This is a genomic window from Bradyrhizobium sp. TM102 (genome assembly GCF_009176685.1).
GTDB classification, from domain to species: Bacteria; Pseudomonadota; Alphaproteobacteria; order Rhizobiales; family Xanthobacteraceae; genus Bradyrhizobium; species Bradyrhizobium ottawaense.
Map to the genome: position 1 here is coordinate 540,882 of NZ_AP021855.1, position 22,662 is coordinate 563,543.

General features: G+C 64.2%; 23 protein-coding genes. 13 read left to right on the forward strand and 10 right to left on the reverse strand.

Features of this window, described 5'->3' with window-relative positions; translation table 11 throughout:
- Positions 1-41: 41 nt before the first annotated feature.
- The 3 genes from rlmN to GDN70_RS02545 form a co-directional block, all read right to left on the reverse strand.
- Positions 42-1,247, reverse strand: coding sequence for a 23S rRNA (adenine(2503)-C(2))-methyltransferase RlmN (gene rlmN, locus GDN70_RS02530; protein WP_028139283.1), 1,206 nt, complete (start codon positions 1,245-1,247; stop codon positions 42-44).
- 238 nt (positions 1,248-1,485) lie between these two features.
- The gene (locus GDN70_RS02540; protein WP_095424333.1) at positions 1,486-2,133 is read right to left on the reverse strand and encodes an invasion associated locus B family protein; all 648 of its coding nucleotides are present in this window, start codon (positions 2,131-2,133) and stop codon (positions 1,486-1,488) included.
- Between the two features lie 117 nt (positions 2,134-2,250).
- Complete coding sequence (locus GDN70_RS02545) at positions 2,251-3,090, reverse strand: SDR family oxidoreductase (protein ID WP_152102114.1); 840 nt, start codon at positions 3,088-3,090, stop codon at positions 2,251-2,253.
- 219 nt (positions 3,091-3,309) lie between these two features.
- Here GDN70_RS02545 and GDN70_RS02550 point away from each other — a divergent pair, with 219 nt between their 5' ends.
- The 3 genes from GDN70_RS02550 to GDN70_RS02560 all read left to right on the forward strand — a co-directional run bounded on the left by GDN70_RS02550 (position 3,310) and on the right by GDN70_RS02560 (position 6,640).
- On the forward strand, positions 3,310-4,284 hold the full coding sequence (locus GDN70_RS02550; RefSeq protein ID WP_152102115.1) for an NADPH:quinone oxidoreductase family protein: 975 nt from the start codon (positions 3,310-3,312) through the stop codon (positions 4,282-4,284).
- A 316-nt stretch (positions 4,285-4,600) separates the two neighbouring features.
- The gene (locus tag GDN70_RS02555) at positions 4,601-5,461 is read left to right on the forward strand and encodes a hypothetical protein (RefSeq protein ID WP_152102116.1); all 861 of its coding nucleotides are present in this window, start codon (positions 4,601-4,603) and stop codon (positions 5,459-5,461) included.
- An 18-nt stretch (positions 5,462-5,479) separates the two neighbouring features.
- On the forward strand, positions 5,480-6,640 hold the full coding sequence (locus GDN70_RS02560) for a TAXI family TRAP transporter solute-binding subunit (protein ID WP_152102117.1): 1,161 nt from the start codon (positions 5,480-5,482) through the stop codon (positions 6,638-6,640).
- 226 nt (positions 6,641-6,866) lie between these two features.
- Here GDN70_RS02560 and GDN70_RS02565 read toward each other — a convergent pair whose 3' ends face one another.
- Both GDN70_RS02565 and GDN70_RS02570 read right to left on the reverse strand, forming a co-directional pair.
- The gene (locus tag GDN70_RS02565; protein WP_028139289.1) at positions 6,867-7,256 is read right to left on the reverse strand and encodes a YkvA family protein; all 390 of its coding nucleotides are present in this window, start codon (positions 7,254-7,256) and stop codon (positions 6,867-6,869) included.
- 98 nt (positions 7,257-7,354) lie between these two features.
- Positions 7,355-7,645, reverse strand: coding sequence for a 4a-hydroxytetrahydrobiopterin dehydratase (locus GDN70_RS02570; protein ID WP_028139290.1), 291 nt, complete (start codon positions 7,643-7,645; stop codon positions 7,355-7,357).
- 153 nt (positions 7,646-7,798) lie between these two features.
- Between GDN70_RS02570 and GDN70_RS02575 the strand changes: the two genes are divergently transcribed.
- Together GDN70_RS02575 and GDN70_RS02580 are read left to right on the forward strand one after the other, a co-directional pair.
- Positions 7,799-9,244, forward strand: a complete 1,446-nt coding sequence (locus tag GDN70_RS02575; RefSeq protein WP_028139291.1) for a TAXI family TRAP transporter solute-binding subunit — start codon at positions 7,799-7,801, stop codon at positions 9,242-9,244.
- A 174-nt stretch (positions 9,245-9,418) separates the two neighbouring features.
- A complete protein-coding gene (locus GDN70_RS02580; protein WP_173015738.1) occupies positions 9,419-10,960 on the forward strand; it encodes an alkaline phosphatase in 1,542 nt (513 codons plus the stop codon).
- A gap of 3 nt (positions 10,961-10,963) precedes the next feature.
- On the opposite strand, the gene GDN70_RS02585 is transcribed toward GDN70_RS02580, so the two are convergent.
- Positions 10,964-11,347, reverse strand: a complete 384-nt coding sequence (locus GDN70_RS02585) for a response regulator (protein ID WP_152102119.1) — start codon at positions 11,345-11,347, stop codon at positions 10,964-10,966.
- A 177-nt stretch (positions 11,348-11,524) separates the two neighbouring features.
- Here GDN70_RS02585 and GDN70_RS02590 point away from each other — a divergent pair, with 177 nt between their 5' ends.
- From GDN70_RS02590 to GDN70_RS02620, 7 genes are all read left to right on the forward strand, one after another.
- Positions 11,525-12,289: a Crp/Fnr family transcriptional regulator gene (locus tag GDN70_RS02590; protein ID WP_095424603.1), complete on the forward strand. Its 765-nt coding sequence runs from the start codon at positions 11,525-11,527 to the stop codon at positions 12,287-12,289.
- A gap of 81 nt (positions 12,290-12,370) precedes the next feature.
- On the forward strand, positions 12,371-13,087 hold the full coding sequence (locus GDN70_RS02595) for a prolipoprotein diacylglyceryl transferase family protein (protein WP_038950940.1): 717 nt from the start codon (positions 12,371-12,373) through the stop codon (positions 13,085-13,087).
- Positions 13,068-14,513 carry a radical SAM protein gene (locus GDN70_RS02600; protein WP_152102120.1) on the forward strand — a complete coding sequence of 482 codons (1,446 nt, stop codon included), beginning with the start codon at positions 13,068-13,070 and terminating at the stop codon, positions 14,511-14,513. The genes GDN70_RS02595 and GDN70_RS02600 overlap by 20 nt, the downstream gene beginning before the upstream one ends.
- Positions 14,510-14,737: a DUF308 domain-containing protein gene (locus tag GDN70_RS02605; protein WP_038950938.1), complete on the forward strand. Its 228-nt coding sequence runs from the start codon at positions 14,510-14,512 to the stop codon at positions 14,735-14,737. Before GDN70_RS02600 ends, GDN70_RS02605 begins: the two co-directional genes overlap by 4 nt.
- Positions 14,734-15,015 carry a hypothetical protein gene (locus tag GDN70_RS02610; RefSeq protein WP_095424601.1) on the forward strand — a complete coding sequence of 94 codons (282 nt, stop codon included), beginning with the start codon at positions 14,734-14,736 and terminating at the stop codon, positions 15,013-15,015. Before GDN70_RS02605 ends, GDN70_RS02610 begins: the two co-directional genes overlap by 4 nt.
- 237 nt (positions 15,016-15,252) lie before the next feature.
- The gene (gene typA / locus GDN70_RS02615; protein ID WP_038950936.1) at positions 15,253-17,079 is read left to right on the forward strand and encodes a translational GTPase TypA; all 1,827 of its coding nucleotides are present in this window, start codon (positions 15,253-15,255) and stop codon (positions 17,077-17,079) included.
- Positions 17,080-17,235: 156 nt separating this feature from the next.
- On the forward strand, positions 17,236-18,483 hold the full coding sequence (locus tag GDN70_RS02620; protein ID WP_152102121.1) for an NAD(P)/FAD-dependent oxidoreductase: 1,248 nt from the start codon (positions 17,236-17,238) through the stop codon (positions 18,481-18,483).
- 178 nt (positions 18,484-18,661) lie between these two features.
- Here GDN70_RS02620 and GDN70_RS02625 read toward each other — a convergent pair whose 3' ends face one another.
- From GDN70_RS02625 to GDN70_RS02640, 4 genes are read right to left on the reverse strand one after another with little or no spacing between them, the layout of a single operon-like run.
- On the reverse strand, positions 18,662-19,069 hold the full coding sequence (locus GDN70_RS02625) for a thiol-disulfide oxidoreductase DCC family protein (protein WP_152102122.1): 408 nt from the start codon (positions 19,067-19,069) through the stop codon (positions 18,662-18,664).
- On the reverse strand, positions 19,069-20,388 hold the full coding sequence (locus tag GDN70_RS02630) for an SDR family oxidoreductase (protein WP_173015739.1): 1,320 nt from the start codon (positions 20,386-20,388) through the stop codon (positions 19,069-19,071). Before GDN70_RS02630 ends, GDN70_RS02625 begins: the two co-directional genes overlap by 1 nt.
- Before the next feature lie 8 nt (positions 20,389-20,396).
- Positions 20,397-20,864, reverse strand: a complete 468-nt coding sequence (locus GDN70_RS02635; protein WP_152102124.1) for a DUF2269 domain-containing protein — start codon at positions 20,862-20,864, stop codon at positions 20,397-20,399.
- The gene (locus GDN70_RS02640; RefSeq protein WP_152102125.1) at positions 20,861-21,760 is read right to left on the reverse strand and encodes a dienelactone hydrolase family protein; all 900 of its coding nucleotides are present in this window, start codon (positions 21,758-21,760) and stop codon (positions 20,861-20,863) included. The genes GDN70_RS02635 and GDN70_RS02640 overlap by 4 nt, the downstream gene beginning before the upstream one ends.
- A gap of 267 nt (positions 21,761-22,027) precedes the next feature.
- Between GDN70_RS02640 and GDN70_RS02645 the strand changes: the two genes are divergently transcribed.
- The gene (locus tag GDN70_RS02645) at positions 22,028-22,537 is read left to right on the forward strand and encodes a GNAT family N-acetyltransferase (RefSeq protein WP_018318962.1); all 510 of its coding nucleotides are present in this window, start codon (positions 22,028-22,030) and stop codon (positions 22,535-22,537) included.
- Positions 22,538-22,662 lie beyond the last annotated feature (125 nt).

The following is a 22,662-nucleotide window of genomic DNA, read 5'->3' on the forward strand; positions in this document are numbered from 1 at the left end:
GTCAAGCCCGGCCATGACGAACGTCGAGTACGGTGTCATCCTCAATCCGTCATCGCCATGGCGCGCAGCGCCTGGCGTTCGCGTGCGCTGAGCTTCTCGGTCTCCGACTTCAGCTGGCCGCAGGCGGCGAGGATGTCGCGGCCGCGCGGCGTGCGCACCGGCGAGGAATAGCCGGCGTTGAAGATGTATTCGGAGAATTTTTCGATCTGGTCCCAGTCCGAACACTCGTACGCGGTGCCGGGCCAGGGATTGAACGGGATCAGGTTGATCTTGGCGTGAATGCCCTTGAGCAGCTTCACCAGCAATTTTGCATCGTCGAGCGAGTCGTTGACGCCCTTGAGCATCACATATTCGAAGGTGATGCGGCGCGCATTCGAGGCGCCGGGATAATCGCGACAGGCCTGCAGCAGCTCCTTGATCGGATATTTGCGGTTGAGCGGCACCAGCTCGTTGCGCAGCTCGTCGCGCACCGCGTGCAGCGAGATCGCGAGCATGACACCGATCTCCTCGCCGGCGCGCACGATGTTCGGCACCACGCCCGAGGTCGACAGCGTGATGCGCCGGCGGGAGATGCCGATGCCTTCATTGTCGCCGACGATCAGCAGCGCATCGCGCACCGCGTCGAAATTGTAGAGCGGCTCGCCCATCCCCATCATCACGATGTTGGTGACGCGGCGCGTGCCGTCCTCGCGATCGGCCCAATCATTCAATCGATCCCGCGCCACCATGATCTGTCCGACAATCTCACCCGCGGTGAGATTGCGCACCAGCCGCTGGGTGCCGGTGTGGCAGAACGAGCAGTTCAGCGTGCAGCCGACCTGCGAGGAGACGCAGAGCGTGCCGCGATCGGTCTCGGGAATGTAGACGCACTCGACTTCATGGGCGCGCTCGACATTGTCGCCGCTCGGCAGACGCAGCAGCCATTTCCGGGTGCCGTCGTTGGAGATCTGCTCGGCCACGACTTCGGGCCGGTCGACTGTAAAATGCTGCGCGAGTTCGGCGCGAATGCCCTTCGAGATCGAGGTCATGTCGTCGAAGCTCTGAGCGCCGCGGAAATAGAGCCAGTGCCAGAGCTGCTGCACGCGCATCTTGCGCTGCGCCGGCGTGACGCCGATCTCGCCGAGGCGATCGGCAAGCTCCGTGCGCGACAGACCGATCAGCGAGGGCCTCGCCGGCGGCACATAGGTCTCGAGTGGCGTCTTCTCCACCAGGATTGCGTTATGCGGCTCGGTCGTCGTCGGTTGCATTGAATGGACCTAAAGGTTTTACGTCGTTTCGGAATGGTCCGAAGGGATCGCAAAGCGAACCCTGAGGACCAGACCTCAGGTGCGCACCTGCGCACCGGGGAACCTCGAGATTCCGAGTTCGATGCTGCGCATCGCCCCGGAATGACGGAAGAAATCTGGAACCGGCCCAATATAGCAACCGGAACAGCCGATTGCGACCGTGGCTGTCGCTTAGCCTTAAAGGACTAAGCCGAGAGGCTTACCGCCGGCAATCCTGGGCGATCTTGTCCAGGGCCTGGGCGAGGCCTTTCAGCGAGAACGTGTCGGTCGTCTCGGTGCCCTTGGCCGACACCCCCTTGACGACCAGCTCGGCGGATTTGCGCATGGCTTCGACCATCCGCTCCTCCTCGGCCGCGTTCTTGATCCAGAGGCCGTCGCCCTGCGTGTACATGGCGAAGGCGGCGCCGCCGACCTCGACCGACGATTCCGAGCCCGGCTTCAGCGCATAGCCGATCATGACCGAGACTTCGTTGTTCACCTTCTCGGCCGGACGGGTCGAGACGAAGGCATAAGCGGGATCGCGCGGCCGATTCGGCGGATTGGTCTTCGACGACGAGGGTTTTGCCAGCGCGAAGCAGACCTTCTTGCCGTTGGGCGTCGCCGAATAAGCGCCCCAGGTGCCGAACTGGCCGATCAGGGTCGGCTCCGCGCCACCCGCAACCGCCGGGGGCGGCGCCGCAGGCTTGCTCTCGGGCTTTGCCGCGCTCTTTGCAGTCGTACTGGCCGGCGGAGCCGCCGACTTCGGTGCGGCCTTCGGCGCCGGTTGCGCCGTCTGCGCCCGCGCAAGATCGGCGATCCCGCACGTCATCATGCCGATCATCAAAGCTAAAGATAGCACCCGCCACATGCTGGAGTGGTTCCCTCAATATTGTGACTGGAAGATGGCCCGGCCGCGCTTTGTCCCCCGGCAGGGATAGCCGGGAAAGTCCAATTTGGGAAGGCAGTTAGCGGTATCAGCGGCGCCTTAAGCCTTGGACCGCGCGGCGCGCTGGTCGGCCCATTGCGTCTCGGTCCAACACAACAAATCCTCGGCGCCGGAACTGCGCAGATGCGCGCCACCGTCGATCACCACCATCTCGCCATTGATGTAGCCGGCGCGGTCCGAGACCAGGAAGCTGGCGAGATCGGCAAGCTCGCTGTGCTCCCCGGTCCGGCCGAGCGGATTGCGCGCGGTCCAGCCTTCGTCACGGCCTTCGGGGCGTAGCTGCCCCGACGCGCCCGCGGTCGGGAACGGACCCGGGGCGATGGCGACGGTGCGGATGCCTTTCGGCCCCCATTCCACCGCGAGGCTTCTGGTCATCGCCAGCAGCGCCGACTTTGCCATCGCCGACGGCACGGTGAAGGCGCGGCCGGTGATGGTCGAGGTCGAGAGGATCGAGAGCACGACGCCGCCATGCCTGTCCTCGATCCAGCGCCTTCCGGCAGCGAGCGTGCAATACATCGCGCCATGCAGCGTCGGCGCGAGGATCGCATCGGCTGCTCGGAACGATAGATGCTCGCTCTGTGCGATGAACGTCGCAGCGGCGTTGTTGACGAGGATATCGAGCGGCGCCTCGCGCCAGATCTGCTCCATCATGCAGTCGACGGCGGCGCCGTCGCGGATGTCGCAGGCAATCGTCGTGACCTTGCCACCTGTCTCGTCGCGCATCTCGCTCGCGGTTGCGTCCAGCCGGTCGAGCTTGCGGCCGCAGATCACGAGCTCGGCGCCGAGTGCAAGGAAACGGCGCCCCATCGCGGCGCCGAGGCCCGAGCCGCCGCCGGTGACGAGGATGCGCTTGTCCCTCAGCAGGCCTGTTTCAAACATCGTTTGAATCCTCCCTTTTCTTCTTGCTCCGTCGTTGCGAGCGCAGCGAAGCAATCCGGAATCCGTCCCGCGGAAATAGTCTGGATTGCTTCGCTCCGCTCGCAATGACGAGGATAGGCCGAACATGGCATCCAGCAAAGAAACCGGATTGTCGCCCGTGCCTAAATCCGGCAGAAACGGCCAAACTATAATTCCACTCGAAACGCCCAAGGTGCCGCCATGAAAGCCATCCTCTGCTCGCAATATTGCCAGCCTGACGATCTCGTGCTGGCTGAAGTGCCGGATCCGGTGGCCGGTCCCGGCGAAGCGGTGATCGCGATCAAGGCGGCGGCGCTGAACTTCTTCGACATCCTGATGATTCAGGGCAAGTACCAGATCAAGCCGCCATTCCCGTTCTCGCCGGCCGCGGAAGTCGCGGGCGTGATCGAGAGCATCGGCGCCGGCGTGACCGATCTGAAGGTCGGCGATCGCGTCGTCGCTTCCTGCGGCAACAACGGCGCGCGCGAGAAGATCGCGCTGCCGGCGGCGTCGATCGTGAAGATCCCCGACAATCTCGACTACGACCGCGCGGCCGGCATCATCATCATCTACGGGACGGCGCTGCATGCGCTGGAAGATCGCGCCAGCCCGAAGCCGGGCGAGACGCTTGCCGTGTTAGGCGCCGCCGGCGGCACCGGCCTTGCCGCCTGCGAGCTCGGCAAGCTGATGGGATTGAAGGTGATCGCCTGCGCTTCGTCGGACGAGAAGCTCGAATTCGCGAAGGCGCATGGCGCCGAGCTGACCTTGAACTACGCCAAGGAGGATCTGAAGGAGGGCTTGCGAAAACTCACGGGCGGCAAGGGCGTCGACATCATCTTCGATCCGGTTGGTGGTGCCTATGCCGAGCAGGCGCTGCGCTCGATCGCGTGGGAAGGCCGCTTCCTCGTGATCGGTTTCGCCGCGGGCGACATTCCGAAGATGCCGCTGAACCTCGCGCTCTTGAAGGGCTGCGACATCCGCGGCGTGTTCTGGGGCGCATGGACGCGGCAGAATCCGGAGAAGAACCGCGCCAATCTCGAGAAGCTCGTGAAGTGGACCGCGGAAGGAAAGATCTCGTCGCATGTCGACCGCACTTTCCCGCTGGCGCAGACGGCGGATGCACTAAAGGTGCTCGCGGGACGTCAGGCCATGGGCAAGGTGATTTTGCATCCGTGAGGATGTAGGCATCGCCATCGCCACATACACAACCGTCACCGCTCGAATCGCTGGCGTCGCTGAAGCTGCGCCAGCTTTTTCGTGCGCCGTCGCCTGGTAAAGCTCCCTCAACCATGCCCGCCAAAATTGCGGTGCATTCCCCGGCCTCGCCGCAATCAAACCCAAATCTCTCCCGATTCGCGCAAATCGTCGTCGTTTTTTGGGCTGATTCAGACGGCGATTTACCGGCTCCAGTTTGCGGGGTACTTCTGGACAACAATAAAAAGACTGAAGCCGGGAATGCCCCTGCGTTGCGTTAGTAATGGGGAGCATCACCATGGAGACGACGGCGTACCGCCCGTCGAAGGAGTCGAGTGCGCTCGACTTCCATCGAGCCGCATCACATCCACCGACCGCGTCCTTTGTCCGTGCGCGCGCCGCACGGGCCGATCTTTCGCAGGACGATCCGATTCCGCTGTTCCTGTCCGATCCGCTCGGCGCGCCGGACCCAAGCGAATATACGCCGGTGGAGTTGCGTTCCAGAATTGTGCCGCGTGTTCTCGCCGCTGTTCTGGCAGCGTCCACCCTGGCAGTTCTGGCCGTACTGTATCAATCCGACTTTCGCGGCTTCTTGACCGCCAATGCCGGTAGCTGGGTGGGGGCCGCGCCGGACATGGCCATGGCGCCGGCCATTGCGCCGGCGACACCGCAGACCCCGCTCAAGGATCCGGCCCGCGTGTCCAACACGACGCTGGCGAGCGCCGACTCACGGGACCTCCCAGCACCGCTGGTGCCAAGCCGCGAAGCGATAGCGACCGCCTATCAGGTTGCGCTGCAAGCGCAAGGACCGGTGCAAGCATCAGTGCAGGCACCGGAGCCCGTCGCGGCACAGCCTGCACCGCCTGAGCCGGTCAGGACGCTCGACGCCGACACGCTGGCAGGGTTGATGACGCGCGCGAAGAGTCTGTTGAGGATCGGTGACATCGCCGCAGCGCGGCTGCTGCTCGAACGCGCGGCCAATGCGCAAGATGCAACGGCCGCGCTTCTGCTGGCGCAGACCTATGATCCCACGGTGCTCGGCACCAGCGATGCGCGAAGTGTCATTGCCGACGCATCCGCCGCACGTGACTGGTACCAGCGGGCTGCATCACTCGGATCGGCGGAGGCGCGCCAGCGCCTCGTCCGGTTTCAGAATTAGAACTCTTCAGGGGACATCATGCGTAACGCTTTTGGAATGGCACTTGCCGCCATCATGACGATCTATGCCTCCACCGCCGGCGCCGAGCAGACCGAATACGATCCGGCCAAGGTCTCGGACGGCCTGAAGGCCATCTTCCAGTTCGGCTCGACCTCGACCAAGCAGGCGCTGAATGCCAACACCGTCACGCTGATCACCGGCACGATCGGCGGCACCTACGTGCAGTTCGGCGCCGACCTCGCCTCGGTGCTCGACGACGGCAACAAGATCCGCGTGCTGCCGATCGTCGGCCGCGGCTCGGTGCAGAGCGTTGCCGACATCCTGTTCCTGCAAGGCGTCGATCTCGGCATCGTGCGGGCCGACACGCTCGACTATCTCGAGCGCAAGGGTTTTGCCAAGGACATCAAGAAGCAGTTCACCTATGTGACAAAGCTCTACAACGAAGAGATGCAGGTGATCGCGCCGAAATCGATCGCGACATTGAAAGACCTCGAAGGCAAGAAGGTCAGCGTCGACCTGCCCAATGGCGGCACCTTCGTCACCGCGCTCACGGTGTTCGAGCGGCTCGGGATCAAGGCGAACTTCGTCTATGTCGAGCAGCGCATCGCGATGGAGAAATTGAAGGCTGGCGAGATCGACGCCGTCATCGTGGTCGGCGGCAAGCCGTACAAATCGGTCTCGACCTTCAACAATGACGGCCGCTTCCATCTTGCCAAGGTTGACTATGCAAAGCCGCTCCAGAGCGACTATCTGCCGGCGACGCTGACGACCAAGGACTATCCGAACCTGATCAAGGAGGGCGAGAGCGTGGACACCATCGCGGTGCCGGCGGTGCTCGCGGCCTATAGCTGGGCGCCAAACACCGAGCGCTATCGCAAGCTCGCGCTGTTCGTGGACGCGTTCTTCACGAAATTCCCGGCGCTCCAGAACGCGCCTTTCCATCCCAAATGGAAGGAGGTCTCGCTCGCGGCACCCCTGTCGGGGTGGAACAGATTGCCGGTGGCGCAGCAATGGCTCGACAAGCACGGCGTCGAGCCGTTGACACGGCAACGATTCGAGGCGTTCCTGAAGCAGAGCCCCACGGCCGCAAACGTGTCTGACGCGGACAGGGAAACGCTGTTCAAGCAATTCCAGGCATGGGACGCGGAGAAGGCGCGGGTGGAGGCGGGGAAGAAGTAGCGAGTTTCATCCTCACACTCACTGTCATCGCCCGCCTTGTACGCACTTGCGCGCTGGGGCGGGCGATCCAGTCTTCCAGAGGCAGTCACGATTGAACCGAGGAGCCGCGGCGTACTGGATTCCCCGCCTGCCGCCTTCGCTAAAGCTTCGGCGCCCCTGGACCTCAACCCCGGCGAAGCCTTGGCGTAGCCGGGTCGCGGGGAATGACAGCGTTGGCAGACCGCGCCTACTGCGCAGCGCCTTCTTCCATCTCACCCACCCCGCGCTTCAGCACAGCGCGCGCGGCTTCGCGATGCTCATTCGTGATGTGGCCGGAAACCATGCGGATGGCGGTGGCGAGCACGGCGGCGTCGTCGGCGAAGCCGAGGACCGGCATCACGTCGGCGACGAAATCGAACGGCAGGATGAAATAGGCGATCGCACCTAACAGCGCGGCCTGGACGTGGCGCGGGGTCTGCCGGTCGAACGCGCAGTAATAAGCAGCAAGCAGGTCTTCCGCGAACGGCAGCTGCGCGGCGACACGCTTCAGCTTGCGCCAGAAGCGGCGGCGCACGCTCTCGCGATCTTCCGCGAGCCGATCGGCCGGCTCGAAACCGACGCTGTGTTCGGCAGCCATGTTCGACAAACTCCCGTTCAGCCCGGGCGGCGGACCGCCGCATCCCGACTGATCACAAGATGGGGATGTGGCCGATCACTGCAAGACGTCGGCCGGTCTCAGCCTGCGATCGCGTTCATCGTCTTGGCCAGCGCGATGTCGAGCGCCGTGACGCCGCCGGCGTCGTGGGTCGACAGCACCACCTCCACCGTCTTGTAGACGTTGCGCCATTCGGGGTGGTGATCCATCTTCTCGGCGGCCAGCGCGGCGCGGGTCATGAAGCCGAACGCCTCGTTGAAATCCTTGAAGATAAAGCTTTTACCGATGGCATCCCGGCCCTGAACCTCGCCCCAACCGGGTAGTCCGCCCAGCGCCTGCCTGCGCGCCTCCGCCGAGAGCCGTTCTGCCATGGTCATATCTCCGTCCTTCAGGGGAACTTTACCCTAACACCCCGCTGACGCCCGGGTTCATACGGGATTTCCGCCATCCGCTAACCATGACGGAGATGTAACCCCGCCGGACAAGAAATTTGCTACATTTACGGGCGTAAATCGCCGGCCAAGATGAAACTGAGCCTGAAGCGCCTGTTTGGGAGATCGATGACCGGGGGATTGGACCTGGCCGAAACGCCCTCTCCGCCTTCGCCGCGATCCGCGGCGCGGAAGACCGCGCTCGTGTCTCTTGCGCTCGTGCTTGCCATCATCGGCGCACTCGTCGGCGGCTACTACTTCGCCATGCGGCCCGTCACGTTGAAGATCGCGGTCGGTCCCGCCAACAGCGACGACGTCAAGGTCGTGCAGGCGCTGACGCAGGCCTTCACGCAGAGCAAGGGCCAGGTGCGGCTGCGACCGATCCAGACCGACGGCGCCACCGCCAGCGCCAATGCGCTTGCGGAAGGCAAGGTCGATCTCGCCATCGTGCGCGGCGACCTCGACGTGCCCAAGAACGCGCAAGCGGTCGCGACCCTGCGCAAGAACGTCGTGGTGCTGTGGTCCGTACCGGGCAAAGGCAAGAAGCGGGGTGCGAAGATTACCAAGATCTCGCAGCTCGCCGGCCATCGCGTCGGCGTGGTCGGCCGCACCCAGGCTAACGTCAATCTGCTCAAGGTGATCCTCCAGCAATACAACGTCGATCCCGCCAAGGTCGAGATCGTGCAATTCCCGGCCAACGAGGTCGCCGAAGCGATCAAGGCCCAGAAGGCCGACGTCTATCTCGCGGCCGGCCCGGTCAACAGCAAAATCACGGCAGATGCGATCGCCGCCTCCACCAAGGATTTCGGCGCGCCCAGCTTCCTCGCGATCGAGTCCGCGGATGCGATCGCGCAGAACCACCCGGTCTACGAAGCGTCCGAGATTCCCGCCGGCACCTATGGCGGCTCGCCCGCCCGCCCGGATGACGAGGTCAAGACCATCAGCTTCTCGCACCACGTCGTGGCGCGCAAAGGCGTGTCCGAAACCACCATCGCAGCGTTCACGCGCCAGCTCTTCGCCGTGCGCCAGCAACTGGTGACGGAATTCCCGCTGGCGGCGAAGATCGAAACGCCCGACACCGACAAGGATGCGGTGATCCCGGTGCATCCGGGCGCTGCCGCCTTCGTCGATGGCGAGGAAAAGACCTTCCTCGACAAATACAGCGATTACATCTGGTGGAGCCTGATGGCGTTGTCCGCCATGGGCTCGATCGGCGCCTGGTTCGCCGGCTATCTGAAGAAGGACGAGCGCGACAACAACAACCATCAGCGCGAACGGCTGCTCGACATGATCGCCGCCGCACGCAGATGCGAGACGACCGAAGAGCTCGACCAGATGCAGACCGAGGCCGACGAGATCCTGCGCGACACGCTGCGCTGCTTCGATCACGGCGCGATCGAGGAAGCCGCGCTCACCGCCTTCAACATCGCGCTGGATCAGTTCCACGCCGCCGTCGCCGACCGCAAGGCGGTGCTGTTCAGCCTGCCGCAGAACCTGCAGCGCGCCGGCGCCCAGTTCAGGGCCGCCGGCAACGCGTAACGCTTGCGCGCGTTATCGCTGCGTCACATTGTCTCAATATAGCTCCCACGGTCATTCCGGGATGGTCCGAAGGACCAGGCACGCAATTGCGTACCGGGGATTCTCGAGATTCCGGATTCGCGCTTCGCGCGCTCCGGAATGACAGCGCAAGACAGTAGCCAGCGGACCCGTCCCATGAACATCAAATTCTCCCGCCGCCGCTTCCTTGCCACCGGCGCCGGTGCGCTGGGCACGATGGCGATGCCCTATCTCTCGCGCGCGGCCGATCGGCCGATGGTCACTCATGGCGTGCAGTCGGGCGACGTCACTGTCGACGGCGGCGTGGTGTGGGCGCGCGCCGATCGGCCCGCGCAGATGCTGGTCGAGGTGGCGACGATGGAGTCATTCAGGGATGCCCGCGCGCTACCGCCGATCGCAGCGCTCCCCGAGAGCGACTTCACCGCGAAGATGCTGATCGAGAACCTGCCTGCTAGCCAGGACATCTTTTACCGCGTCCGCTTCCGCGACCTCTCCCACAGCGCCATCGAGGGCGAGCCGGTGGTCGGCCGCTTCCGCACCGCGCCGGCCGACCGCCGCGACGTCAGCTTCGTCTGGGGCGGAGACGTCGCCGGCCAGGGCTGGGGCATCAATCCCGACGACGGCGGCATGTTCACCTTCTTGGCGATGCGCAAGCACCGTCCGGATTTCTTCCTGCACTCGGGCGACACCATCTACGCCGACGGCCCGATTCAATCCGAGGTGAAGCTCGCCGACGGCAAGATCTGGAAGAACGTCACCATCCCCGAGAAGGCCAAGGTCGCCGAGACGCTGGACGAGTACCGCGCCGCGCACAAATACAATTTCACCGACGACAACCTCCGCGCCTTCAATGCCGAGGTGCCGATCTTCGTGCAATGGGACGACCACGAGGTGACCAACAACTGGTCGCTGTCGAAGGAATTGCCGACCGCCTACAAGGAGCGCGACATCGCCTTGCTCGCCGCCCGCGCGGGCCGCGCCTTCCACGAGATGTATCCGATGCGCGAGAGCATCGTTGAGCCGGGCCGGGTCTATCGCCAGATCTCCTACGGCCCGCATCTCGACGTGTTCGTGCTCGACGAGCGCAGCTATCGCGGTCCGAACGGCGCCAATCTGGACACCGCTTACGGCCCCGCCAGCTACTTCCTCGGCCCGGACCAGATCGCTTGGCTCAAGCGCGGCCTGCTCAATTCGCGCGCGACCTGGAAGGTGATCGCCTCCGACATGCCGCTCAGCCTCGTCGTGTCGGACACGCCGAAGGGCGGCTCGGAAGCAATCGCGCAGGGTGACGGCCCGGTCCGCGGCCGCGAGCTCGAGATTGCCGACATCCTGCGTTTCATCAAAATGGCGCCGATCAGCAACACGGTGTGGCTGACTGCGGACGTGCACTACGCTGCCGCGCATTATTACGATCCGAACAAGGCGCAATTCCAGGAGTTCGAGCCGTTCTGGGAATTCGTGTCGGGCCCGCTGCATGCCGGCACGTTCGGTCCGAACACGCTCGACAACACCTTTGGACCCGAGGTGCGCTTCGTCAAGGCGCCGGGCAAGGACAGCCAGAACCTGCCGCCCTCCGCCGGCATGCAGTTCTTCGGTCACGTCAAGATCGACGGCGCCTCGGGCCAAATGACGGTGACCTTGCGCGACCGCGCCGACGTCGCGCTATGGTCGACCACGCTCGATCCGAAGCAGGCCTGATCACTAATCGAGGGTGCGCACCTTCAGCGCCGCCTCCAGCGCGTCGCTCGAGCACGGCTTCTGCAACCGCGGCTGGCCGGAGAATTCAGGCGGAATGCGCGCCTCGGCGCCATAGCCGGTGACGAAGACGAACGGGATCTTTAGCGCGGCCAGCCGCGCGGCGACCGCAAAGCTCGTCTCGCGGATCAACTCGACGTCGAGCAGCGCGAAGTCGGGCGCACGCTTGGCGATGGCGCCGAGCGCCTGCGTCACCGAGCCGACGGTCCGCACGCCCGTCACCCCAAACCCGAGCAGACGGTCCTCGAAATCGATCGCGATGATCGGGTCGTCTTCGACGATCAGAACATCGGCCGGCCAGCTTGAGCCATTGGAAAGTGCGGGTGTCATGATCGCATCTTGTGTGTGGGGGTCGGATCAGGACTGCCGCGACACGATGCCTGCGCACAGCGCATCGGAGAGGTTCCCGGAACGAAACCCACCACATTGTCGTTCTCCAGTCTGTCCACTTGTGCACACAGGGAATGCACGGAACTCGTTAAGGTGGGAGGAGGATGGGAGTTCACGATGGATGCGCGTATCAGCAAGATGACCGAGGTCGAGAGCCGTCCGGCCAACAATTTGTTGCGGCGTTTGAACCAGGCAGACTACGCCCTGCTCGCACCGCACGTGACCGTCGAAAACTCCGCCGCCAGCCAGCTGCTCTACAGCCCCGGTGACGATGTCCAGGTCGTCCACTTCCCCTGCGGACCCGCGCTCGCGACCTTTCTCGTGCCCAACGAGGATGGCCGAGACGTCGAGACCATCCTGGTCGGTCGCGAAGGCGCGGTGGGCGGCATCGTCAGCGAAGGATTCCTGCCGGCCTATACCCGGATCTGCGTGAAATTCGGCGGCCCGTTTGCGCGCATTCATGTCGCCAAGCTGGAAGCGGCCAAGCTGCGCTCGGCGTCGCTGCGCAACATCTTTGCCCGCTACGCCGATTGCATGCTGGCGCAGATCTTCCAGTCGACCGCCTGCAATGCGATCCATTCGATCGAACAGCGGACCGCCAAATGGATCTTGGCGGCGATGGAGCGCACCGGCGACGAGGATAGCGTGCCGCTGACCCACGAACAGCTTGCGACGCTGTTGGGCGTTGGTCGCAGCTATGCCAGCCGCGTGCTTCAATCGTTCAAGGCGGAACGGATTCTCGACACGAGGCGCGGATCGATCCTGGTTCGCAACCGCGACGGCCTGAGGCTTCGCGCCTGCCTGTGCAACGACGCGGTGAAAATGCACTTCGAGGAGGTGCTGCGCGGCGTCTATCCGACCGAGGAGCGGGAGGCCAGCTAGCGATCCGCCTCGCTTCCCCGGCGTGGAGAACGAGCAGGCGCACTATCCCGCACGGCCGGAACCTGGGCTAATATCCCCCGCATGAGCGGGGCTTTCCTACACACCATCTTCGACGTCTTGGCGTGGCTGGCGGCGGCGGCGGCCGTCTACTGGCTGTCGCGGCAGCGCCTGCAGTTTCCGGCGCAATCCTTTGAGCTGCCCTATATCGCCGCGCTGGTGTTCGGCGCGGGCCTCGGGGCCTACCTGTTCGGCTCCGCCAATCTGTGGCTGTCGGGCGAGAGCGGCATTGCGCGCTCGGTGGAGGGCGCGATTGCCGGCGGCATCGTGGCGATCGAGCTCTACAAATGGTCCGCGGGGATCGCCGCGCGGACCGGTGCCCGTTTTGCGCTGCCGCTGGCGCTCGGCATCGCGATCGGCCGGCTCGGCTGCTATTTCGCAGGCCTCGACGACTTCACTTATGGCACGCCGACGGCGCTGCCATGGGCCCATGATTTCGGCGACGGCATGCTGCGCCATCCCGTGCAGCTCTATGAGAGCGCGGCCATGGCCGTATTCGCGCTGCTCTATGTGCTCGCCGTCGTGAACCGGAACGCCTTTGTGATCACCAATGGTTTCTACCTGGTTCTTGCCTATTATGGAGCGCAACGCTTCGCGTGGGAATTCCTCAAGCCCTACGGCACGCTGATCGGCCCCTTCACCCTGTTTCACCTGCTGTCGCTGTCCATTTTGCTCTACGCCGGCGTCATGCTGGCGACGGCGCCCAAAGCGAGACCCATGCATGAACGCGCCGTTGCGTAAGTCGCGTCCCTATATTTTCTGGGGCCAGACCCAATCTCTTTGCGAGACCTGCCTGAAGCTGGTGCCGACCAAGATCCAGATCCTGGACAACGAGGTCTGGTACGAAAAGCGCTGCAGGGAGCACGGCGTCCAGTCGACGCTGGTGTCGACGGATGCCGCCTATTGGCGCCTGTGCAAGGATTTCATCAAGCCAGGTGACCGACCGCTGCAATTCCAGCAGCGCACCGAATTCGGATGTCCCTATGATTGCGGTCTCTGTTCCGACCACGAGCAGCATTCCTGCCTGGCGCTGATCGAGATCACCGAGCACTGCAACCTAACCTGCCCGGTCTGCTTTGCGGAATCCTCGCCGGCACGAACGAAATTCACCCCGCTCGCGACAGTCGAGAAGATGCTGGACGCGCTAGTCGCAAGCGAGGGCGAGCCCGATCTCGTGCAGATCTCCGGCGGCGAACCGACGCTGCATCCTGATTTCTTCGAGATCCTGGACGCGGTGCGCGCGCGCCCGATCCGGCACGTCATGATCAACACCAACGGCCTGCGCATCGCCCGCGAAAAGGATTTCGTGGCGCGGCTCGCCGAGAACAGGCGCGGGCTGGAGGTCTATCTCCAGTTCGATTCGCTGCAGCGCGACGCGCTGATCGACTTGCGCGGCGCGGATTTGCGAAAAATCCGCCAGCAGGCGCTGGAAAATCTCGAGCACTACGGCGTGTCGACCACGCTGGTCGCGACCATCAAGCGCGGCGTCAACGATGCCGAGATCGGCGACATCGTCCGCCACGCGCTGACCTGGACATGCGTGCGCGGCGTCACGCTGCAGCCGGTGCAGGACGCCGGCCGCAACGAGAATTTCGACAAAAATACCGACCGCATCATGCTGTCGGAGATCCGCAAGCGCGTGATCGAGACCGGCGTGTTCGGTGACAAGGACATGATCCCGCTGCCCTGCAATCCCGAAAGCATCTCGATCGGCTATGGCCTGCGCAATGGCGAGAGGGTGCTGCCCCTGACCTCGCTGATTCCGCAGGAGCAGCTTGTCGCCGTGATGCCCAACACCATCAGCCCGGAGAAATATCCGGTGCTGCGGGAGAAATTCGTCGATCTGTTCTCACTGTCATCGGGGCCGCTGAACACGAGCGAGCGTGTCTGCGAATTGCTTTGCTGCCTGCCGAGCTTTCAGGTGCCGGAAGGGCTCTCTTACGAGAACGTGTTCCGCGTCACCATCGTGCAGTTTCTCGATCGCTTCAATTTCTGCGTCGGCAACGTCAAGCGAAGCTGCATCCATTTCGTGACAGAGCAAGGCGCGATCATTCCGTTCGACACCTACAATCTGTTCTACCGGAACGGAAAGATCGACGGCATTCGCGCGGCGCTGCGCGGCGACACTTATCGGGAAGCTACGCAGCGCGAGGAGATGCCTCGTTGAGCGAGACGCCTCCACTTCCACCGTCGCGAAGCGGATGCGTCACCGCGCTCATGGTGATGTTTGGGGTTATCCTGCTGCTGCCCGGCATCTGCGCTTTGATCTTTGCCTTCGACCAGACCCAGTCGTCCCACTTCGACACCCGCTTTACCCCCATCCTCGCCCTCGCACTGCTGGTGGCATTTGCCGGCGTGATGCTGATCAGGGCAGCGAGAAAGAGACCATGAGCGATTCCAGCCCCAGCCCACCGGCAGTGCCTCCGCAGAACCAGCAACAGCGCAGCGGCTGCCTGACCGCGCTGATGGCGATCGCCGGCATCTTCATGCTGCTGCCGGGGCTCTGCGCGCTCTTGTTCGGCGGAATGTCGGTGGTCGAGGGTGGCCAGATCCCCTCCGACATCGCGTCGCTGGTGTTTTTGGGACTAGTCATCGGCATCGGAGGCGTCGTCTTGATCTGGGCGGCCATCATGGGGCGAAAGGCCCCGCCGGCCCGGAACGGCAGCTAAGCCCCGGGAATTCCCGGGCAAAATTCAGTCAACCAAGGCCCAAAGAACGCATTGTTTTTTGGCGGTTTTTGCATATATTGCGCCGCAACGCGTAGGCTGCCCGGTCGATATGGCCGGGCTTCCTTTTTGGGCGGAAAGCGCCCCGTTTCCAGTCTTCCAGCGTTGTTTCGAGAAGAGGTCCCGGTCCGACCGGCGAGATCGCGCTTAACCCATTGTTCGAACCAAAGAAGCTCACTCATGAACCTCCGTAACGTCGCCATCATCGCTCACGTCGACCACGGCAAGACGACCCTGGTCGACAAACTCCTCCAGCAGTCCGGCACGTTCCGCGAGAACCAGAAGGTGACCGATCGCGCCATGGACTCCAACGACCTGGAGCGCGAGCGCGGCATCACCATCCTGGCCAAGGCGGCCTCGGTGCAGTGGAAGGACACCCGCATCAACATCGTCGACACCCCCGGCCACGCCGATTTCGGCGGCGAGGTCGAGCGCATCCTGAACATGGTGGACGGCGCCCTGGTTCTGGTGGACGCCGCTGAAGGCCCGCTGCCGCAGACCAAGTTCGTGGTCTCCAAGGCGCTCAAGGTCGGCCTCAAGCCAATCGTCGTCATCAACAAGGTCGACCGCCCCGACGCGCGCCCGACCGAAGTCATCAACGAGGTGTTCGACCTGTTCGCCGCGCTCGACGCCAGCGAGGAACAGCTCGACTTCCCGATCCTCTACGGGTCGGCCAAGCAGGGCTGGATGGCTGACAGCCCGGAGGGTCCGAAGGACAAGGGCATGGAGCCGCTGTTCGACCTGATCCTGCGTCACGTCGCGCCGCCGAAGGTCGAGGAAGGTCCGTTCCGGATGATCGGCACCATCCTGGAGGCCAACCCCTATCTCGGCCGCATCATCACCGGCCGCATCTCGTCCGGCATCCTCAAGCCGAACCAGCAGGTCAAGGTGCTCAACGCCGAGGGCAAGCTGGTCGAATCCGGGCGCATCACCAAGATCCTGGCGTTCCGCGGTCTCGAGCGCACGCCGCTCGAGGAAGCCGAAGCCGGCGACATCGTCGCCATTGCCGGCCTGACCAAGGGCACCGTCGCCGACACCTTCTGCGATCCGACCGTCGAAGTGCCGCTGCCGGCGCAGCCGATCGATCCGCCGACCGTGTCGATGTCGTTCATCGTCAACAACTCCCCGCTCGCCGGCACTGAAGGCGACAAGGTGACGAGCCGCATGATCCGCGACCGTCTGCTCCGCGAGGCCGAAGGCAACGTCGCGCTGCGCGTCGTCGAAGCCTCCGACAAGGACGCGATGGAAGTCTCGGGCCGCGGCGAATTGCAGCTCGCGATCCTGATCGAGACCATGCGCCGCGAGGGTTTTGAGCTCTCGGTGTCGCGCCCGCGCGTCGTGTTCCAGAAGGACGAAGCCACCGGCGCCACCCTGGAGCCGATCGAGGAAGTCGTGATCGACGTCGACGAGGAGCATTCCGGCGTCGTCGTGCAGAAGATGAGCGAGCGCAAGTCCGAGCTGATCGAGATGAAGCCCTCGGGCGGCAATCGTCAGCGCCTGGTGTTCTACGCGCCGACCCGTGGGTTGATCGGCTACCAGGGCGAGCTGCTCACCGACACCCGCGGCACCGCGATCATGAACCGCCTGTTCCACGGCTACGCCCCGTACAAGGGCGAGATCCAGGGCCGCCGCAACGGCGTCCTGATCTCAAACGACCAGGGCGACGCGGTGGCCTACGCCATGTTCAAGCTGGAAGACCGCGGCCCGATGATGATCGAGCCCGGCTGGAAGGTCTACAAGGGCATGATCGTCGGAGAGCACACCCGCGACAACGATCTCGAGATCAACGTGCTCAAGGGCAAGCAGCTCACCAACATCCGCACGACCTCGAAGGACGAAGCCGTGCGCCTGACCCCGCCGATCCGCATGACGCTGGAAAAGGCGCTCGCCTATATAGAGGACGACGAGCTCGTCGAGGTCACGCCAAAGTCGATCCGCCTGCGCAAGAAGCACCTCGACCCGAACGAGCGCAAGCGCGCGGAGAAGGCCAAGGAAGCGGTGGCGTAAGGCCACCGTTCTCCGTAGTGCCGTAGGGTGGGCAAAGCGCAAGCGTGCCCACCAATGGACGATGGTGGGCACGGCGCAAGAGCGCCTTTGCCCACCCTGCAAAAGCGTTTACCCGTCCGGCTTCAGCACACCCAGCGAACGTGCTAGAGCCCGCCCATGACCTCCCTCCCCTCCTCCGTGGACGTCGCGATCGTTGGCGCCGGTGCCGCCGGCCTCGGCGCTGCACACGCGCTGGCGGGCTCCGGCCTCTCCGCGATCGTACTGGAGGCACGGAACAGGCTCGGCGGCCGCGCCTGGACCGTACAGGCCTCACCTGACGTGACCTTCGACGTCGGCTGCGGCTGGCTGCACTCGGCGGACAAGAACTCCTTCGTTTCGATCGCGCAGCAGCTCGGTTTCGAGCTCAACAAGGACCTGCCGCCCTGGCGCGAGCGCGCCTATGGCAACGCGTTTCCGCAAGGCGAGCGCGACGATTTCATGGGCGCGATGGACGCGTTCTATGAGCGCCTCTGGGAAGCAGCGCAGAAGGGCAAGGATGAGCCTGCGAGCCGGAGCCTCGAGGCGGGCAATCGCTGGAATCCCATGATCGATGCGATCTCGACCTATATCAACGGCTGCGAACTCAAGGACATGTCGACGCTGGACTGGGACGCCTATGAGGATTCTGGTCTCAACTGGCGCGTCCGCCGCGGCTATGGCGCGCTTGTGACGGCCTATGGCGCGCCCTGCCCGGTGGCGTTGAACTGCAACGTCGCGCTGATCGATCATTCCGGCCCGCGGGTCCGCCTCGAGACCTCGCAGGGCACGCTGACTGCGGACAAGGTGATCATCACGGTGCCGACCAACCTGATCGCCGATGAGACGATGCGCTTTTCGCCGCCGTTACCGTCCAAGGTCGACGCAGCGGCCGGCCTCCCGCTCGGCGTCGACGACAAGGTGACGCTCGCGCTCGAGGACGCCGAAGCCTTTCCCAAGGAAGCAAACTTGCGCGGCGCCACCATGCGCACCGCGATGGGCACCTACCACATCCGCCCATTCGGCCAGCCCTGCATCGAAGGCTTCTTCGGCGGCAGCTTCGCCCGCGCGCTGGAGGATTCCGGCGACGGCGCCATCGCCGCGCATAGCATCGACGAGATCGCCGGCTTTCTCGGCAACGACATCCGCCGCAAGCTGAAGCCGCTGTACGAGTCGCGCTGGGCACATGATCCGTTCGCGCGCGGCTCCTATTCGCATGCGCTGCCCGGCCACGCCGGGGATCGCGCCGTGCTGGCCGCGCCGGTCGATGGCCGGCTATTTTTTGCGGGCGAGGCGACGTCGCCAACCTTCTTCACGACTGCGCATGGGGCGCGGGACAGCGGGGAACGGGCGGCGACGGAAGTGCTGGCGGCAATCGGGAAGCGCTAACCTCCCCACCAATGTCGTCCCGGCGAACGCCGGGACCCATACCGCGTGATCTTTCAGTCACGCGTGGTGCGCGTACCGCGGATTGACCCTAACTTCCAGTCTTCGCCAAACTCCGTCCTGTGGTTATGGGTCCCGGCGTTCGCCGGGACGACACCAATCTTGTGGCGCCGCTGTCGCGTCACTCGATCACTCGCGCCCGCAAATCTGCATCAGGCACGAAACACGCGTCATACTTGCCGAAGATGCGATAGCGGTTGCGCGCGATGAGGTTGTACACTGGGTCCCGCAGCGGCTTCGGTACGGCGAACAACATGCGCACCCAACCCCAGCGGGGAAGCAGAGACAATACCGTCAGTGCAGCGTCGGACTTCAGAAACGCCTCGCCGCCATGAACCACGGCATTGGTGTCGGGATCGTCGGGATCGATGCCGAACGCCCGCGCGAGCCGGGCTCCATACTCCGACTGGATCGGCGTGAAGCGAAACCGCTTCGCCATGTCGCGCTGCGCGACGAAGCGGACCCAGCGCGAGCAGAAGACGCAGACGCCGTCGAACAGGATCACGTCGTCATCGGGCCATTTGCTCATCAGCGATTATCCAGCGTCAAGAGCGCCACTAACATCAGCACGATCGCCGGCCCCGTCTTCACCAGCGCGCCGAGGGGCTCGATCCAGAGATCGGGCGTCAGCACCGCCGCACCGAACATATAGCCGAGCGAGGCGACGATGCCAGCAACGAGCCCGGTCGCCGCGGTGCGGCGAAAGGCAATCATCGCGCCAATGCTCATGTCCATCAGGCTGGTGCCGATGGTGATGGGATCGACCAGCGCGGCCGGGAAGTCGTGCGCCGTCAGGATGCCGGCGGCGGCACGGTAGGACACGAACAGCGCGATGAAGCCGGAGACGAGCCAGAACATGACGAGGCTGGCGAAGATCAGCGCCTTGACCAGGAATAGCCGCGCGAACCATTTGTCCTGGACGGTCGCGGGATGACGACCAATCATATCGACCAGCGTCTTCGGTGCGATGCCCGTGGCGGCGATCCATGCCGAGGGATCACCGCTCACGCCGCGGCGCAGCTCGGAGATGGCCGTGGAGCGCATCGGCGGCATCCAGCCGAGATAATTGGCGAGATCGCCGATCTTGGCGCCGAGATCGAGCATGAACGACGGCATCGCGACATGCGGCCACCCGGCCGTGCCGAACGCAAGGCGGAACTGTTTGATGACGCCGGCCATGGTGACCGGCTCGGCCTGCATCAGATCCCAGCTAGCGGCTTTTACAGAGGCATCGTCGATGTCGCGCGCGGTGAGCCAGGCGATGGTGGCCGAAATATCCTCGATGGAAACGGGCTGGAACGACGTCGCCATCTCCTTGTCGGGCAGGTTGAGCGGGAAGGCAGCGAGCGCGCGGAGCATGGCGCTGCCGCCATAGGCGGATGGTGCGATCACGAAGCCGGGCCGCAGGATGGCGTACACAATGCCCGAGGCCGCGATCAGGCGCTCAGCCTCGCGCTTGGTCGTTGCGAAGGCGGTGCGATCGGCTTCGGCCGCTCCGGGGATCGAGATGTGCACCAGCCGGATCGCGCGGCCGCTGTCGGTGATCGCCGCAAGCAGGCGCGCAACGAAATCGCGATGCACGGCATCGGTGTCGCTGCCGGGGCCGTCCTGGAGCACGCCGAGACAGTTTACGACGACATCCACTGCATGCTCGCGCAACAACCGCGTCAGCACCGTCACGTCGAGCGAGAGGATCGGCAGCTCGATGTCGAGCGCGCTCGTCTTCTGCGCCGCCGACAGGCTGCGCGCCACGCCAAGCGCGCGAAAGCCCCGCGCGCGAAGATCGTCAGTAACGAAGCGGCCGATCAGGCCGGAGGCGCCGAGCACCAAGATGGTTCGCTGGTTCATCACGGCTCTCAAAACGGCTTTGCAACCATCAGCCAGAGGATCAGCATCGTCGCGCCGAAGCCGGGGAAGCCGAACGCGAACCAGCGGCGAAACAGGACGAAGTATCGTTGTGGCAGCGCCTTGTGCTGCTCCGCGGCCTTTCGCGCGAGATCGCGCATCTCGATCTGCATCAAGACGACAGGGATCCAGAACAGGCCGGCGACGGCATACAACACGAGCGAGGCGAGCAGCCAGCGCTCGGTGATCGACGTCGCCGAGAGCATCATCAGCAAGCCGCCCGTGATCGGCTGGAGGAGCACGGCCGACAGTGTGAAGATTGCGTCCGCGATGACGACGACCGAAGCGGTGCGCGCGATGAACTCCGCATCGTCGGTGCGATGCGCCATCAGCATGAAGAAGGCGATGCCGGTTCCGGTGCCGAGGATGACGATGGCGCCGAGCACATGGAGAAATTTGACCAGGAAATACAGCGTCATGGCTTCTTGGTCGCGGTTGGCCTGCCCTTATTCAGCGCACCCACGAGCTCCCCGCTCGCGGCTTTGACGCCGGCCTCACTTTCGATCATCCAGTGCCCCTCGCTGCCGGCGGCCGGCAAGGTGTGGAAGTCGACTTTGCCGCCGCTGCCGCGAAATGCGTCGGCCAGGCCCTTTGAAAACGCCGGCGAAAAATAGCTGTCATTGGTTGCAACGAGCCATGTGACAGGAATGCGCGCGCCCTTGCCGAACTCTGCAGCGGCGGCAAGAAGCGTGTGTGGCGCGCAGATCCGGTTCGGCTCATCATTGGCATGGCCGCCGCGCCCTGGCGCAAATACTGTGATCGCGGCGTTCGCCTTCGGATCGGCATTGGCGAGCGCCAGCGCCCCCCAGCCGCCGGCGGAATGGCCGATCACGATGGCGGCGTCCTTGCGGATAAAATCCTGCTTTCGCAAGAACTCCATCGCGAGCCGGATTTCCTCGGCCGTTGCACGGCCCGAACGCGCATAGTCCGCCTCGTCACATCCGCCCTGGTCCTCGACATAGCGGCCGCCGGTCGCGCCATGGCCCAGCCGCTCCGGCACCAGCACGGCAAAACCGTGCCCGACGAGATAGGCGGCGAGCGCACGATATTCCGGCTGCGGCATTTGCGCTCGACGCAAGCCATTCTGCGTCGAGGCGTGTGCGACGACCGCCAGCCGGAACGGACCTGCCCCGGCAGGGCGAAACAGCAGGGCACGCGCAGCAATGTCGGTATCCGGCGACGGCACCCGCCACTCTTGTCGGCGAAACGGTTCGCCCTCCTCGCCCGATGGGCCAAACGTGACCTGAGCGCACAGAGGCGGCGCAGTCAGCAAGGCCAGCAGAGTCATAAGCGCGAAGATGTTGAGAAGCCGCATGAATGGCCGAGGGCGAGCACGAACAGCGACAGCCACACTAGTAGGAACGAATCACTATGGGCGGACTTTCTGCGTGGCCCTCGCCCTTCATTCGTTGCCGCAGAGGGAGTTTTGCACCGACACACGGCACGCCGGTGCCATTCGAGTCGGCGTCCTGTCTTTTTTCGGTACAACATGGTTCAGATACTGATGCACAAAGTCCACACGTTAACCGATAATTAACGATAGGTCTTGCCGCCGGCGCGGCGACTTGGTTTGATTGCGCCCATGAGCACAACCCTGATCGAGGTCCGGCCGGCCAAAGCTGCAGATGCAACTGCGGTGGCGTCTACTCATGACGAAGCCTGGCGCTCCGCCTATCAGGGCATCATTCCCGGCGCCGAGCTGGAAAAGCTCATCAACCGCCGCGGCCCGCAATGGTGGGACAGCGCGATCCGCAAGGGCAGCCGCGTCAGCGTGCTGGTGTTCGGCGACAAGATCGCGGGCTACGCAAATTACGGCCGCAACCGCGCCCGCAGCCTGCATTTCGACGGCGAGATCTACGAGCTGTACCTGCGCCCCGAATTCCAGGGCCTCGGCTTCGGCCGCCGCCTGTTCGCCTCCGCCCGCCGCGACCTGATGCAGAGCGGGCTGAAGAGCATGGTGGTCTGGGCGCTCTCGGACAACGACCCGGCGACCGAGTTCTACCGGGCGCTGGGGGGCCGTATGGTGGCCCGCTCCTCGGAGCGGTTCGGGCCGAAGTCGCTCGACAAGGTTGCCTTCGCTTGGACCAATTGAGCTGCTGAAAGCTCAGCGGCAGCGTTTCCCTTCCGTCGATACCGTTGCCTTTGAGCCGGTGATTTCCGGATTCATTATTTCACAAAAACGCGATGGATCAGCGGGCCAAGCCCGCGTATGACAGC